Genomic DNA, 12,987 nt, shown 5'->3' on the forward strand with positions numbered 1-12,987 from the left:
TCTAGTGGTGGTGGCCCGGTTTCTGGACGTAGGTGCACCCGTCCGCCTCCGCGGGCAGGGTGTGCCCCACGTCCGCACCGGTCACCACCGGTGTGCAACGCAGTTCGTGCAGTCCCAGCAGTTCCAGGCCGAGCGTGCCGCTGAGCGCGAAGCCGTTGCCGAACCCGAAGTCCGGGTTGTCCGACACCTCGCCGCTCGCCATCGCGCCCTGCCACGCCTGCTGGAAGTCCTTCAGCTTCTCGCGCTGGAACACGACCAGCCCGAGCCGCTCGTACGGCCCCGCCTCGCACGTCGCCCACTCCGCCACGTACGGCGCGTAGAGCTTCGCCCGCAGCGGGCCGACGAACTCGGTGAACTCCTGCATCGTCCGCGGCGCCACCTCGTCGCACTGCCCGGTCTTCTCCTCGACCCACTGGCCGACCTCGGCGGAGGTGGCCAGGGGCGGGCCGAGGGCGTTGGCCCCCAGCCCGTTGGAGCCGACCAGGCCGGCGGAGTCGGTCGCCGCCGAGGAGCAGGCGACCGACCCCACCAGGAGCGCGACCAGGGCCGCGCACCGCCCCAACATCAGGCCGCGGCGCAGGAAGCGCCGTTGAGGGCGAACGACGTCGGGTTCGCGGGTGCCCCCTGCGACGTCCCGTTGAACCCGAAGCTCACCGTCTGGCCCGGCTGGATGTTCTGGTTCCAGCTGGCGCCCTTCGCGGTGGCCTTGCCCGCCGCGACGGCGACCTCGGCCGACCACGCCTGGGTGATCCCCTGACCCGAGGGGACGTCCCAGACCAACTGCCACGCGCTGACCGCGCTGGTGCCCGTGTTCTTCACCGACACGTTCGCGGTGAAGCCGCCGGACCACTGGCTGGGCACGCTGTAGGTCACCGAGCACGCGCCCGGCGTCGTGCCGCCACCCGTGGCGGTCCGCACCGACACGACCGCGGACGGCGGCGACGTGTTGCCCGCCGCGTCCCGCGCCACCACGTAGAACTGGTACGCGGTGTCCGCCGCGAGACCGGTGACGGTGGCCGTCGTGCCCGAGGCCGTCGCGACCGCCACGTCGGTGGCGCCCGCCTCCCGGTAGACCGTGTAGCCGCTGACGCCGGAGTTGTCCGACGCCGCCGACCAGCTCAACGACACCGAGTTGGCCGTGGCGGTCGCGACGGGCGTGCCGGGAGCCGTGGGCGCCTGGGTGTCACCGCCGCTGTCGCCGCCGGTGAAGTTCACGTCCGAGCAGCTGTAGAACGCCTCGGGGCTGTCGCTGCGCTGCCAGATCGAGTAGATGATGTGGCGGCCGGTCTTGTTCGGCAGCGTGCCGCTCCACGAGTACTCGCCGCTGCCCAGCGGCGGGTTGACCACGCTGTCGAACGGCGCGGGCTCCAGGTCCGACCACTTCAGCGGCTGCGTGACGTCGAAGCCGTCGCGGGTGACGTACTGGTCCCAGCGGCCCGGGTGGGGAGCCCAGGCGTTGTACTTGAACGTGATCGACGCGTTGGCCCGCAGGCTGGTCACCGGCCAGTCGTTGCGGGCCAGGTTGTAGGCGTCGTACTTGGTCGTCGGACCGCACAGGTCGCCGTCGGCGATGATCTCGCGGTGCTTGCCGGCCGCTTGGCTGATCAGGTTGCCGTACCAGTCCCACAGCGGTTGCTTGCCACCGATCTGCACCGCGGCGACGCACGCCGGGTTGGCCGGGTTCAGGTCGCCGCCGCCGCTGTTCGCCCTGCCGTCTTCGTAGCAGGCGTACGTGCGGCTCGGGGGGTAGGTCATGGAACCGTGTGCCAGCGCCACGCCGCTCTGGACGAACACGCTGGTCACACCGACCACACCGAGCGCGGCAACCGCCAACGCCCCAAAGCGCTTGAGTCGCAAGGACCTTCTCCTTCAGATCGACGGTGATCTGTGAACCAGGGGACTGGGAGCGCTCCCAGAATTACGATCGCATTACCGGTGACGCCACGTCAACGATCCGTTTCAACTGGTGGTCGTCGGGTACCGCCTGACCATGCGGATCGCGGTGGTCGGTCAGATAGCCCGTGACCTGGTGCTCGTGGTACCCGAAGTGCCCGGATCGGGAGGGCACGCGGACGTCCTGGAGCGGCGCGAAGTGCTGGGCGGGAAGGGCGCGAACATCGCTCGCGGCACCAGGCAGCTCGGCGCAACGGCCGCGGTGGTGGGCGTCGTCGGGGACGACCGGGAGGGCCGCCTGCTGGTCGAGCGGCTGGACGCGGACGGCGTAGCCACGACCGCCGTGACCTGCCGGGCGGGCGTCCGGACGGCCCTGATCGTGGACGTCGTGTGCGAGGGCGGGTACCGGTACCTGGAGGACATCCCCGAGGCGACCCTGGTGACGGCCGACGACGTGCGCGCCGCGTCGGCGACGCTGGCCGGGGCGGACGCGGTGGTCGTGCAGCTGGAGCAGCCGGCCGACGCGGCGCTGGCGGCGGTCCGGGCCGCGAGCGGGCTGGTCGTGCTGGACGGCGCGCCGGACGGGCGCGCGACCGAGCTGCTGGCCGCGGCCGACGTGGTGCGGGCCGACCACGGCGAGGCGGAGGCGTTGACCGGGCGCTCGATCACCGACGTGGACGCCGCCGTGCGGGCGGGGCGCGAGCTGCTGGCGCGCGGCCCGTCGGTGGTCGCGCTGGAGGTGCCGGGCGAGGCGAACGTGCTGACGTGGGACGACGGGTCGGCGGTGATCCCGTTGACCGACGAGGAGGTCGTGGACACGACCGGGGGCGGTGACGCGTTCGTGGCCGCGCTGACCGTGGCCCTGGTCCGCGGCGACACCCCTGAGGTCGCGGGCAGGCTGGCCACAGCCGCCGCGGGCCGCGCGGTCCGCCACCCCGGCGGGCGGACGGACCTCACCGGGCTCGACCTAGGCGCGCGTCAGCTCGGCTAGGCGTTCGAACAGCTCGTAGGCCGACCTCAGGTGCCGCGGTTCCTCGGTGAACATCGCGCGGTGCAGGTAGGCGTAGAAGACGACGGCCGGGCCGTCCGCGAGCGTGAACCGGGTCAACGGGTGCTCGACGCCGGGGCAGTACCCGGCGCTGCGCGGGATCACCCGCACGGTGACGTCGGTGCGGTCGATCGCGGCGCCCTCCAGCACGTAGACCGTGCAGCGGTCGGGGTCGAGCCGTTCGAAGACCGGGTTGAGACCCAACGGCGCGAGCACGTCGATCCGCTCCGCGGCGCGGCACAGCACGTTGATCACGCTCGTCGCCTCCGTGCCCCACGCGCACCACATGGTCGGGTCGGGCGTCGGCGACTCGGCGACGCCGTTCTCCAGCTCCCGGATCCGCTGCGGCGACTGCCGCGTCCTGGCGGCGAGCTCGGCGACGGTCAGGCCGTTGGCCTCGCGCACCCGGCGCAGTTCCAGGCCGAGCAGGCGGCTGCGCAACGCGGGCTTGAGTTCCATCAAGTGATCACTTCCAACGGGACGGCGGTCCCACCGAAGCTATCGTGATACTTATCGGAGTGTCGATTCATCGAACGAGTGGACTGTCGCTACGCTCTGTGTCGCCGCGACCACAGAACGACGGGATGAAGGACATGGGCGACGACGCCCCGACCTCCAGCACGGTGCAGGCGTGGGAGCTCGGCCTGAGGCTGCGCGAACACCGGGAACGGCTCGGGTTCACGGCGGCGGCGATCGGCAAGACGACGGGCATCGGCGGCACGAACCTCTCCGCGATCGAGTCCGGCAAGCGCCGCCTCACCGCGGCGAAGCTGCACGACCTCGCCGACGCCTACGAGCTGCCCGACGACGAACGCGCCGACCTGGAATCGATGCGGGCGCGGACCGAGCGGCGCGAGTGGTGGTACGACTACGCGCGCCTGTACTCCGACGACTTCCTGCGGTTGCTGGGGTTGGAGGCGGGCGCGGAGAAGGTCTACGAGTACGCGCCGGACATCGTCCCGGGTCTGTTGCAGACCGCCGACTACGCGCGCGCCGTGATGCAGGCCGGCACCCCGTACATCCGACCGGTCGACGTCGGCCCGAGGCTGGAAACCCGGCTGGCGCGCCAACTCCGGCTCGACGGCGACCACCCGTTGCTGCTCGACGTCGTGCTCGGCGAAGCCGCGCTGCGCCAACGGGTCGGCGAACCCGGTGTCATGCAAGGACAACTGGCCCACGTGCTGGAAGTCTTGGAGCACAAGGCTGATCACGTTCGTGTCCGGGTCATCCCCTTCACGGCCGGGGCGCACCCGTTGCTCGGCGCGGCGCTGCGGATCATGTCGTTCAGCTCCAACCGGCTCTCGGATCTGGTCTATCAGGAGACAGCGATCAGCGGTGTCATCATCGACAAACGCCAAGTAATACTCGAATCGACGGCGAGCTTCGCGGAGACGTTCGACCGAGCGCTCGACGACCGCGACTCGCGCGAGTTCATCGACGCGGTCTACCACGAGATGGAGCGGCACTGATGTCTTTCACCTCCTCTGCCCTGGCGCGCGGCTGGTTCAAGAGCAGCTTCAGCACGGCGTCGGGCGAGTGCGTCGAGGTCTGCTTCGACGGCGACGTGGTCCTGGTGCGGGACACCAAGGACCGGGGCGACGGCCCGGTGATCACGCTCGACGCCGTGCGGTGGGACGACTTCCTCCGCCGGTTGCTCGCGGGGGCCGTCGACGCGGACAGCGCGCTCGCCGTGCTGCCGGAGCCCAGCGGCGGCACCATCCTGCGGGCCCGCCACGACGGCACGGCGTTGCGCTACACGCGCGGCGAGTGGGAGATGTTCATGCGCGGTGTCCGGGCGGGCGAGTTCACCCACTCCGCCGCCGTCGCCTGAGTCGGCAGGTCACGGAACCGGACCCCTTATGGACTCGCACCGACCGGTTCCGTAACCTGTCCGAGACCTGGGCGGGTGTGACCCGTTCGGGCCCCACCCGGCTCAAGGAGGATTGCGCGAACCGTGGCGTCGAAAACCGCTCAGCGCACCGTCCGCGCAGCCCTGACGGCCACCGCTGTCTCGGTGCTGCTCGGCGTCACCCTGCCCCTCCCCCCGGCCGTCGCGGACCCGGACGCGTCCGAGGCGCTGAAGAAGTACCTCGACCTCTCCCACGAGGCCGAGGCGCTCAACGAGGAGCACCTGCGGGCGCAGGAGTCGTTGTCCAACGCCCAGGGCGCGCTCGACCAGGCCAACCGCGACCTCACCGCCGCCCAGCAGGCGCAGGAGGCGCTGCGCGGCCAGGTCGACCTGCTGACCGAGGCGTCGTTCGAGGGCGCGCGGTTCAGCCAGCTGTCGGCGTTGCTGGTCAGCGACTCGCAGCAGGACTTCCTCAACCGCATGTCCGCGCTGGGCGTGCTGGCGGGCGACAACGCGGAGGCGTTGGACGGGCTCGGCAAGGCCGTCGACCTGGCCAACGACGCCGCCCGCCGCGCCGGTGAGGCGGCCGACGCGGCCAACCAGGCCATCGCCGACATCGACCAGCGCAAGGCCGCGCTGGACGGGCAGATCACCGAAGCCCGCGAGGCGTACCGGTCGTTGAGCCCCGCCCAGCGGGCGGCGTTGAACAACGCGGGCGACATGAGCGCGATCCCCGTCCCGTCGGGCCAAGCCGGGCAGGCGCTGGCGTTCGCCCTGGCCCAGCGGGGCAAGGACTACGTGTTCGGCTCGAACGGCCCGAACACCTGGGACTGCTCCAGCCTCATGCAGGCGGCGTACCGGTCGGCTGGCATCGCGATCCCCCGCACCACCTACAGCCAGGCCCTCATCGGCCGGTCGGTGTCGCGCAACGAGGTCAAGGCCGGTGACCTGATCATCTACTACACGGGCCAGACGCACGTGGCGATGGCGATCGACGGCCTGCGCGCCGTGCACGCGTCCACCGAGGGCGTGCCGGTGAAGGTGCAGGACATCGAGTCCATCGGACCGGTCAACGTCATCCGGCGCGTGGTCGGCTGATTCCCGGGTACTACTCCTGCGCCACCACACGTGACGGAGGACGACATGCCCGACGTAGTCGATCTGATCATGCAGGACCACCGCGAGGTGGAGCGGCTGTTCGCCGAGCTGAAGGACCACCCGGAGAAGCGCCCGCTGCTGGTGCCCGTGCTGGTGTCCGTGCTCACCGCGCACAGCCGGGCCGAGGAGGCGGAGGTCTACCCGGTCGCGAAGGACGAGGCGGGCGAGACCGACGAGGTCGAGCACAGCCAGGAGGAGCACGCCGAGGCCGAGCAGCTGCTGGCCAAGCTGGCCGGGACCGACCCGACGTCCCCCGCGTTCGACGACGTGCTGCGTGAGCTGGTCGAGTCCGTGACGCACCACGTCGAAGAGGAGGAGTCGTCGGTGCTGCCCGGCATGCGGGAGCGGCTGGACGACCGGCGGCGCGAGGAGCTGGGGCGGGCGTTCGCGGAGAGCCGGGCCCGGCACATGGGTGACCGACCGGGTGAGGCGACCCGCGAGGAACTGCTGACCCAGGCGCGCAACGCGGGTGTGTCGGGCGCGTCGGGGATGAGCAAGGCCCAGCTCGAGAAGGAGCTGCACGCGTCCTGACGGGCGCTCACATCTCCCCTGGGCCTAGGCTGGGTGCGGTTGAGCAGACAGCCGCACCTGCCGACCACACCCAGGGGTGGACATGGACGATTTCACCGACGCCGTCACGCTCGCGGCGCGCGACGTGTCCGAGGGCGTGGCGGTGGTCGTCGTCACCGGCGAGCTGGACATGGCGACGGTGCCGGTGGTGGAGGAGTTCGTCCGCCGCCGGCTCAACGACGTGAGCCAGGCCCTGGTGCTGGACCTGTCCGGCGTGACGTTCCTCGGGTCGACCGGGATCAACCTGTTGATCGTGCTGCGGGCCGAGTGCGCGGCGGCGGGCGCGGAGCTGCGGTTGGTGGCGACCACGAAGGCCGTGTTGCAGCCGCTGGCGCTGACCGACCTGATCGACCACTTCACGATCGTGACGGCGGTCGGCGAGGCGAGCTGAGCGGGTTCGCGGTGGCCTGGTCCTCCAGCACCGCCCAGACGATCTTGCCGCCCCGCGGCCACGGGTGGCTGCCCCACTTGCGGCTCAGCGACGACACGATGGTGAGGCCCCAACCGCCTCGGCGTCGTGGCTCGGACTTCGGCTCGCGGGGTTGGTCCGGGCTGTCGTCGTGCACCGCGACGACCAGCCGGCGGTCGCGCAGGTCGAGGCGCAGCGTCGGCGCGGAGCGGCCGTGCCGGACGGCGTTCTCCACCAGTTCGGTGGCCACCGTGACCGCGTTGTGCACGAGGTGGGTGACGTGCCAGCGCTCGCACGCAGCGCGGACGAAGTTGCGGGCCAGCAGGCCGCTGACCAGCGAGTTCGGCAGAGCGGTTTCGTCGCGGGTGCGTTCGGGCGGGCGTTCGACGGCGGCCAGGGCGTCGTCCAGCGCCGCGAACCGCGGCACCGCGCCGAGGCTGTTCGCGAGCGCCCGGCGTTGACCGGGCGACTCGCCGACCAGCAGCACCGGGATGCCCGGCCACTCGGCCACGCGCAGCCGCACGGTGGCGAAGACGGACAGGAACGCGGGCGTGGCGCACTCGAAGCGGTCGTCGAGCCGCACGACCAGGGCCGTCGGCTCGTCCGCCGCGCACTTGAGCAGCCCGTCCCGCAGCTCCCGGTAGGTGGTCAGGTCGAGCCGCCCGGCCGGTCGGACCACCGCCGCGCCGTCGACGTCGGTGCGGTCGAGCGCCAGCGCGATCCCGCCGGCGCCCGGCCCGTCTAACGTTGGCATCAGGTCACCCCGATCGGTGGATACCCGGGCGGTGCGGGGCTATTCCCCTGATCGGGATGCGGGGTCGGCCGAGGGGGGCGGCCGACCTCAGCGGGCGGCCGAGGCGACCTTCGACTTCGGCGTCCACTGCGTGTAGCCCGCGCGCTCCGCCTCGGCGACCGAGCGGAACGTGACATCGCCCTTCATGCGCTTGTAGTACGGCGACTGGGGCGTGTGGAAGATCATCGACTTCGAGTTCGCCTTGACCTCGACCGCCTCCTCCGCCGCTGCCGCCACGGGCACGACGGCGGCTTCGACCGCAGGGGACTCGACGGCGACGGGCTCGGCCACCTCGGGCGTCTCGGCTGCCGGGATCTCGACGGCCGGAACCTCGACGGCAGCAGGGGCCTCGACGGTCCGGGACGCTTCGACCGCCTCCGACTCGGACGCGACCTCGACCTCCTGGACCGCTTCGGGAGTCTCGGCGGCCACGGGTTCCTGGACGGCTTCGGCTTCCTGGGCAGCCTCGGCCACCGCGACGACCTCGGGCTCAGGCACGGCGGCGGGGGCCGGGATCACCGCGGCGGCAGCGGCGACCGGGGCGGTCTCGGCGGCAGGGGTCTCGGCGGCAGGGGTCTCGGCGGCAGGGGCTTCGGCGGAGACCGGAACCTCGGCCGGAGTCTCGGCGACAGCGACCTCGGCGGCAGGAACCTCGGCAGTGGCAGGGGTCTCGGCGGCCGGAGCTTCAGCGGAAACCGGAACCTCGGCGGCAGGGGCAACCGGGGCGGTCTCGGCGGCGGGGGTCTCGACAGCAGGGGTGTCGGCGGCGGAGGGCTTCGCGGAGACGGCGGAGACGGCGGCGGCGGCCGGGACCTTGTCGGCGGCGGGAGCCGTGTCGGAGTCGGCGGAGTCAGCGGAGTCAGCGGTGGGGGTGGCGGCCGGCTCTTCGAGGCGGGCGCGCAGGTCGCGGATGACGGGCTTGAGGCGCAGCCAGACGACGGCCGCGCCCGCCAGGAACGCCGCCACGCACAGGACGATGGTGAACAACCAGGACACTGCCAACTCCTACGGCCACAGCTTGCGGAACAGGGACGTCGACCGGACGCGTCACGACAGGGCGCACGCCGCTCGGTCGGCAGGTCGGGCGTCACGGGCGTTGCCACCCGAAGTCACGACGCCTCGCCACGAGCTCGACCCGAAAGCACACGACCCGTCGGCCGAATTCACCGTGTCGGGAACCACAGACTAAGGACGCGTCAAGCGGCGTTCGGCAGCACCCCCTGCCTGCATCCGCACCGGCTGCACACCGGGTGCGCGGGCAGCCGCACGTCGGCCAGCAGTTTCCGGGCGTCGTCGAACGTCGGAACCCGCTGCCCCGGCACCAACAAGCTGTCCAGCACCTCCTGCCGCCGCCGCGCCAACGCGCGCGACCGCTCCACCGGGTCCTGCAACCGCGCCCGCACCCGCTCCCGCGACTGCTCCCGGGCCAACGTGCCCGCGGTGCCCAGCGGACGCCGGGGCCGCGGCTCGGTCAGCCGGGCGTTGCGCCGGTTGATCCGCCACCACGCGCCCAGCGTCATGCCCGCCACCGGGGGGCGCGCTCGCCGCGCGCCCCCCTGCCACCACGACCGCAGCCGCGCACGGAGGAAGTCGTGCGCTACCTGGTCGCGGTGGCGCGGGCTGCCCTGCCTGGTGCCGTCCGGCCTGCGGTCGACCGCCGCGAGCAGGGCATCGACGCTCCACCCCTCGCCGAACCACGGCTCGACGACCCGGCGCACGGCGGCGCGGTGGGCGTCGGGCCAGGTGGCGCGCAGGCAGAGCGCCTCGACCGCCGTGTCGATCTCGGCGTCGGTCTCGGGGATGACACGGCCGGGCCACTGACGGGGATCGAGTCGAACACGCATCGCATGGCTCCCTTCGAACGCGTACCGAACATCCGTTCGAGATAGTGCCACCGACCACCGACAATTCCTGAACCTTAGATTTGACTTATATAAGCCCATCCTGAAAGATACTGGTCGTGCACGCGTTCGACGTACTCGGCGACCCGGTCCGTCGCCGCATCCTGGAGCTGCTCGCCGACGGCGAGCAGACCTCCGGCGCGGTCACGGAGGTGGTCCGCCGGGAGTTCGGCATCTCGCAGCCGGCCGTCTCCCAGCACCTGCGGGTGCTGCGCGAGAACGGCTTCGCCCGCGTCCGCGCCGAGGGCACCCGACGCCTCTACGCGGTGGACGACCAGGGCTTGCGCGAGGTGGACGAGTGGCTCGACCGGTTCCGCCGGTTCTGGAGCGGGCACCTCGACGCGCTGGCCACCGAACTCGCGCGCGGCAAGCGCGAGAGGCGACTCAAGGAGGAGCGACAGTGATCGACATCGCCGACCAGCTCAAGGCGATCCACCGCGAGGTGAGCGCGGGCTCGGACGAGACCGTCGGCGTGCTGCTGCGCCGCACCTACGACGCCGCGGCGGCGGACGTGTGGGACGCGGTGACCGACCCCGACCGGCTCAAGCGCTGGTTCCTGCCGGTCGGCGGCGACCTGCGCGAAGGTGGCACCTTCCAGGTGGAGGGCAACGCGAGCGGCGAGATCCTGACCTGCGCGCCGCCGGAGCTGCTGCGGCTGACGTGGGGCGCACCGTCCAGCGTCGTGGAACTGCGCCTCACCGAGGACGACGACGAGCGGACCACCGTCGAGCTGGAGCACACCGTGCCCAAGGCGATGGCGGGCAGCGGCGCGGGCGCGCTGTACGTCGGCCCCGGTTGGGACGGCGCGCTGCTCGGCCTGGGCCTGTACCTCGCGGGCGGGGTGCACGAGGGCTTCGACCCGGTCGCCGCCGCCAACGCGCCGGAGACCCAGCGGTTCAACGCCGGGTCCATCGACGCGTGGGCGGCGGTGGTGGCCGGGTCGGGCACCGCCTCTCAGGACGAGCTGGACGCGGCGGTCGCGATGGCGAAGGGCCAGTACACGCCGGACCTCGACTGAGTAGTTCCACGGTGGGCAGCCGCGCGCGGCACGCCTCACCTTCGACGGGCAGGGGCGCATCACCGAGGTGGCCGACCGCTACCACCCCTGGCTACGGCTCGGAGACCTCGGCTTCGACGCCGTCCAGCGTCGACTCGATCCCGTCGAAGCCGGGGTCCACGGGTGCGGCGTCGTCGGCGCGGCACCCGGCCACCGCGAACAGCAGCACGACCGCCGCGATCACGGCCCTCACTTCACACCGCAGTGCGCGGCCTGGAACTCGTCCACGCGCCGCTGCGCGTCCGCGAGCTTGGTCACCTGCCCGTCGCGCCGCTCCAGCCGCCGGTCCAGCCGCTCGGCGCGGGCGGTGTTGCCCGCGTCGCGCGCCTTCTGCGCCTGCGCGCGCAGCCACGCCGTCGAACCGTGCAAATCGGCCCCGCCGTTGATGCGGGTGGTGAGCCGGGTGATGCGCTCCTCGACCTTCGGGGCGCGCTGCTCGCACAGCTGCTTGACCTTCTCCGGCCCGATCGTGATGGGCGCGTAGTCCTGGGCGGCGGCGGCCACGCCGGTCGAGGTGAGCCCGAGCGCGGCGGTCGCGACGACCGCGAGGCGAGTCCATGAGTTCATGACCACCACGATCACCGGTGACGGTGTGGGGAGCGTGCGGCGAATGTTCGGGTTCGGCAAAGACGCCCGGTTTCACCGCTCACCGCGGCGGCAACCCTCTCCCCCATGACCGACACCTTGTGGGACGAGTTCCACCGCGTGGTGAACATGACCTCGCACGAACTGGAGGACTGGCTGCGCACCCGCTCGGCGGACGAGGACAGCGAGGCCCTGCCCGACCAGGCCGGCACGCCCACCGGGCAGGAGGTGCTGCGGGTGCTGCGCAAGCGGCGCACCGACCTGACCACCGAGGACGTGAAGGTGATGCGCAAGGTCGTGGAACGGGTGCGCGAGCAGCGGCGCGAGGACCTGGAGCCGACGGCGGGCGAGGCGCACTGGCGGCACCGGCTGATGTCCATCGGCCACGACCCGCTCAAGCCCGCCTAGGGCTCACCGCCGGTCGGCGACGCCGATCTTCTCCACCTCGCCCAACCGCACGCCCGCCTCCGGGACCAGCCCGAACTGGACGACCTGGCGGCGGGCGAGCAGGTCGGTGAGCCAGTCCACCGCCACCCGCAGCCGGTTGCCCGGCATCGCCAGCAGGTGGTAGCCGCGCGCCACGGCCTTCGCGGGCAGGCCGGTCAGCGGCACGTGCAGCGGGTTGGCCACCGCCTGCGCGCCGGCCAGGTCGACCACGAACCCGAGGTCGCGGTGCCGGTAGGTGCCCACGTCGCCGTACCCGAGGGACGCGGCGACGTTGCGGCCCGCGAGCTTGCCCTGCCGCTCGGCGTGCTGCGCGGTCATCGGGGTGGGCCGGCCGCCGTTGAACACGTCCGGCACGGCCGCCACGTCACCGGCCGCGAACACGTGCGGGTGCGTCGGCACGGCCAGCGTCGGGTCGACCACGACCCGGCCCTTCACCGTGGCCAGCGAGACCGACTCCACCAACGGGTCCGGCCGCACGCCCACGCACCACACGAGCGTGCGCGTCGGGATCTCGCTGCCGTCGGTCAGCTTCGCGCACTCCGCGGTGACCTCCTCGACGCTGGTCCCCAGCCGCACGTCCACACCGCGGCCCCGCAGGACCCGCGCCGCGGGCCCGGACAGCCGCTCGTCCAGGCCGGGCAGCACGCGCGGCGCCATGTCGACGAGCACCCACTTGATCTCCGACTCCGCCAGGCCGCGTCGCCCCCGCAACGCCGACCGGGTGAGCTGCTGACCCTGCGCCACCAGCTCCGTGCCCGTGTACCCGGCGCCGACCACGACGAACGTCGCGCGCGCCGCCCGTTCCGCCGGGTCGGTCGCCTGCTCGGCCAGCTCGACCTGCCGCAGCACGTGGTCGCGCAGGAACACCGCCTCGGCCACCGACTTGAACCCGAACGCGTGCTCTGCCACCCCCGGGATCGACAGCAGCCGGGTGACCGAGCCCGCCGTGAGCACGAGCCGGTCCCACTCCAGGACCTGCTCCCGCCCCTCGACGTCCACGGCGGTGCACGTGCGCGCGGCCAGGTCGAGCCCGGTGACGTGCGCCTGCACCAGCCGGGTGCGCGGCAGCTTGGGCCGCAGGGGCACGGCCACCCGGCGCGGGTCGAGCGAACCGCCCGCGACCTCGGGCAGCAGCGGCACGTAGAGCATGTAGTCGGTGGGGTTGACCGCGACCAGCTCGGCGGCGTCGGCGGGCAGCACGCGTTCCAGCGTGCGCAGGCAGTGGTAGCCCGCGAAGCCCGTTCCCACGACCAGCACGCGTGGCTTGCCCATGGCCC

18 protein-coding genes are annotated in these 12,987 nt (G+C 72.4%); 9 read left to right on the plus strand and 9 right to left on the minus strand.

The window, feature by feature from the left end:
* Nucleotide 1: 1 nt before the first annotated feature.
* The gene (locus ACIQMJ_RS17005) at nt 2–565 is read right to left on the minus strand and encodes a hypothetical protein (RefSeq protein WP_499761909.1); all 564 of its coding nucleotides are present in this window, start codon (nt 563–565) and stop codon (nt 2–4) included.
* Nucleotides 565–1,857 (minus strand): lytic polysaccharide monooxygenase, encoded by a 1,293-nt coding sequence (locus tag ACIQMJ_RS17010; protein ID WP_499761910.1) that lies wholly within the window; start codon nt 1,855–1,857, stop codon nt 565–567. Before ACIQMJ_RS17010 ends, ACIQMJ_RS17005 begins: the two co-directional genes overlap by 1 nt.
* A gap of 109 nt (nt 1,858–1,966) precedes the next feature.
* On the opposite strand from ACIQMJ_RS17010, the gene ACIQMJ_RS17015 reads away from it, so the two are divergent.
* The gene (locus ACIQMJ_RS17015; protein WP_499761911.1) at nt 1,967–2,884 is read left to right on the plus strand and encodes a PfkB family carbohydrate kinase; all 918 of its coding nucleotides are present in this window, start codon (nt 1,967–1,969) and stop codon (nt 2,882–2,884) included.
* Here ACIQMJ_RS17015 and ACIQMJ_RS17020 read toward each other — a convergent pair.
* Nucleotides 2,861–3,400: a Scr1 family TA system antitoxin-like transcriptional regulator gene (locus ACIQMJ_RS17020; protein ID WP_499761912.1), complete on the minus strand. Its 540-nt coding sequence runs from the start codon at nt 3,398–3,400 to the stop codon at nt 2,861–2,863. The two genes, ACIQMJ_RS17015 and ACIQMJ_RS17020, sit on opposite strands and share 24 nt — an antisense overlap.
* A gap of 125 nt (nt 3,401–3,525) precedes the next feature.
* Between ACIQMJ_RS17020 and ACIQMJ_RS17025 the strand changes: the two genes are divergently transcribed.
* The 5 genes from ACIQMJ_RS17025 (at nt 3,526) to ACIQMJ_RS17045 (ending at nt 6,909) form a co-directional block, all read left to right on the plus strand.
* Nucleotides 3,526–4,410 (plus strand): helix-turn-helix domain-containing protein, encoded by an 885-nt coding sequence (locus ACIQMJ_RS17025; RefSeq protein WP_499761913.1) that lies wholly within the window; start codon nt 3,526–3,528, stop codon nt 4,408–4,410.
* Nucleotides 4,410–4,772 carry a DUF397 domain-containing protein gene (locus tag ACIQMJ_RS17030; RefSeq protein WP_499761914.1) on the plus strand — a complete coding sequence of 121 codons (363 nt, stop codon included), beginning with the start codon at nt 4,410–4,412 and terminating at the stop codon, nt 4,770–4,772. The genes ACIQMJ_RS17025 and ACIQMJ_RS17030 overlap by 1 nt, the downstream gene beginning before the upstream one ends.
* A 123-nt stretch (nt 4,773–4,895) precedes the next feature.
* Nucleotides 4,896–5,888: a C40 family peptidase gene (locus ACIQMJ_RS17035; protein WP_499761915.1), complete on the plus strand. Its 993-nt coding sequence runs from the start codon at nt 4,896–4,898 to the stop codon at nt 5,886–5,888.
* 45 nt (nt 5,889–5,933) lie between these two features.
* Nucleotides 5,934–6,479 (plus strand): hemerythrin domain-containing protein, encoded by a 546-nt coding sequence (locus ACIQMJ_RS17040; RefSeq protein ID WP_499761916.1) that lies wholly within the window; start codon nt 5,934–5,936, stop codon nt 6,477–6,479.
* Between the two features lie 82 nt (nt 6,480–6,561).
* A complete protein-coding gene (locus ACIQMJ_RS17045) occupies nt 6,562–6,909 on the plus strand; it encodes an STAS domain-containing protein (protein ID WP_499761917.1) in 348 nt (115 codons plus the stop codon).
* Here the strand turns inward: ACIQMJ_RS17045 and ACIQMJ_RS17050 are convergent.
* From ACIQMJ_RS17050 to ACIQMJ_RS17060, 3 genes are all read right to left on the minus strand, one after another.
* Complete coding sequence (locus ACIQMJ_RS17050; RefSeq protein ID WP_499761918.1) at nt 6,875–7,681, minus strand: ATP-binding protein; 807 nt, start codon at nt 7,679–7,681, stop codon at nt 6,875–6,877. The genes ACIQMJ_RS17045 and ACIQMJ_RS17050 overlap by 35 nt on opposite strands.
* An 87-nt stretch (nt 7,682–7,768) precedes the next feature.
* Complete coding sequence (locus ACIQMJ_RS17055) at nt 7,769–8,686, minus strand: sunset domain-containing protein (protein WP_499761919.1); 918 nt, start codon at nt 8,684–8,686, stop codon at nt 7,769–7,771.
* A 230-nt stretch (nt 8,687–8,916) separates the two neighbouring features.
* The gene (locus tag ACIQMJ_RS17060) at nt 8,917–9,564 is read right to left on the minus strand and encodes a hypothetical protein (RefSeq protein WP_387492229.1); all 648 of its coding nucleotides are present in this window, start codon (nt 9,562–9,564) and stop codon (nt 8,917–8,919) included.
* A 116-nt stretch (nt 9,565–9,680) separates the two neighbouring features.
* On the opposite strand from ACIQMJ_RS17060, the gene ACIQMJ_RS17065 reads away from it, so the two are divergent.
* Both ACIQMJ_RS17065 and ACIQMJ_RS17070 read left to right on the plus strand, forming a co-directional pair.
* A complete protein-coding gene (locus tag ACIQMJ_RS17065; RefSeq protein WP_378090669.1) occupies nt 9,681–10,025 on the plus strand; it encodes an ArsR/SmtB family transcription factor in 345 nt (114 codons plus the stop codon).
* Nucleotides 10,022–10,639, plus strand: coding sequence for an SRPBCC domain-containing protein (locus tag ACIQMJ_RS17070; protein ID WP_499761920.1), 618 nt, complete (start codon nt 10,022–10,024; stop codon nt 10,637–10,639). The genes ACIQMJ_RS17065 and ACIQMJ_RS17070 overlap by 4 nt, the downstream gene beginning before the upstream one ends.
* Before the next feature lie 91 nt (nt 10,640–10,730).
* On the opposite strand, the gene ACIQMJ_RS17075 is transcribed toward ACIQMJ_RS17070, so the two are convergent.
* Both ACIQMJ_RS17075 and ACIQMJ_RS17080 read right to left on the minus strand, forming a co-directional pair.
* On the minus strand, nt 10,731–10,871 hold the full coding sequence (locus tag ACIQMJ_RS17075) for a hypothetical protein (RefSeq protein ID WP_170231982.1): 141 nt from the start codon (nt 10,869–10,871) through the stop codon (nt 10,731–10,733).
* Nucleotides 10,868–11,245, minus strand: coding sequence for a hypothetical protein (locus ACIQMJ_RS17080; protein WP_499761921.1), 378 nt, complete (start codon nt 11,243–11,245; stop codon nt 10,868–10,870). The genes ACIQMJ_RS17075 and ACIQMJ_RS17080 overlap by 4 nt, the downstream gene beginning before the upstream one ends.
* 105 nt (nt 11,246–11,350) lie before the next feature.
* Between ACIQMJ_RS17080 and ACIQMJ_RS17085 the strand changes: the two genes are divergently transcribed.
* The gene (locus ACIQMJ_RS17085) at nt 11,351–11,671 is read left to right on the plus strand and encodes a DUF3140 domain-containing protein (RefSeq protein ID WP_499761922.1); all 321 of its coding nucleotides are present in this window, start codon (nt 11,351–11,353) and stop codon (nt 11,669–11,671) included.
* 3 nt (nt 11,672–11,674) lie between these two features.
* On the opposite strand, the gene ACIQMJ_RS17090 is transcribed toward ACIQMJ_RS17085, so the two are convergent.
* Entirely contained in the window at nt 11,675–12,982 is a 1,308-nt protein-coding gene (locus tag ACIQMJ_RS17090; protein ID WP_499761923.1) for an NAD(P)/FAD-dependent oxidoreductase, read from the minus strand.
* Nucleotides 12,983–12,987: the final 5 nt, after the last annotated feature.

The sequence above is a fragment of the Actinosynnema sp. NPDC091369 genome (assembly GCF_044757065.1).
Lineage (GTDB): Bacteria > Actinomycetota > Actinomycetes > Mycobacteriales > Pseudonocardiaceae > Actinosynnema.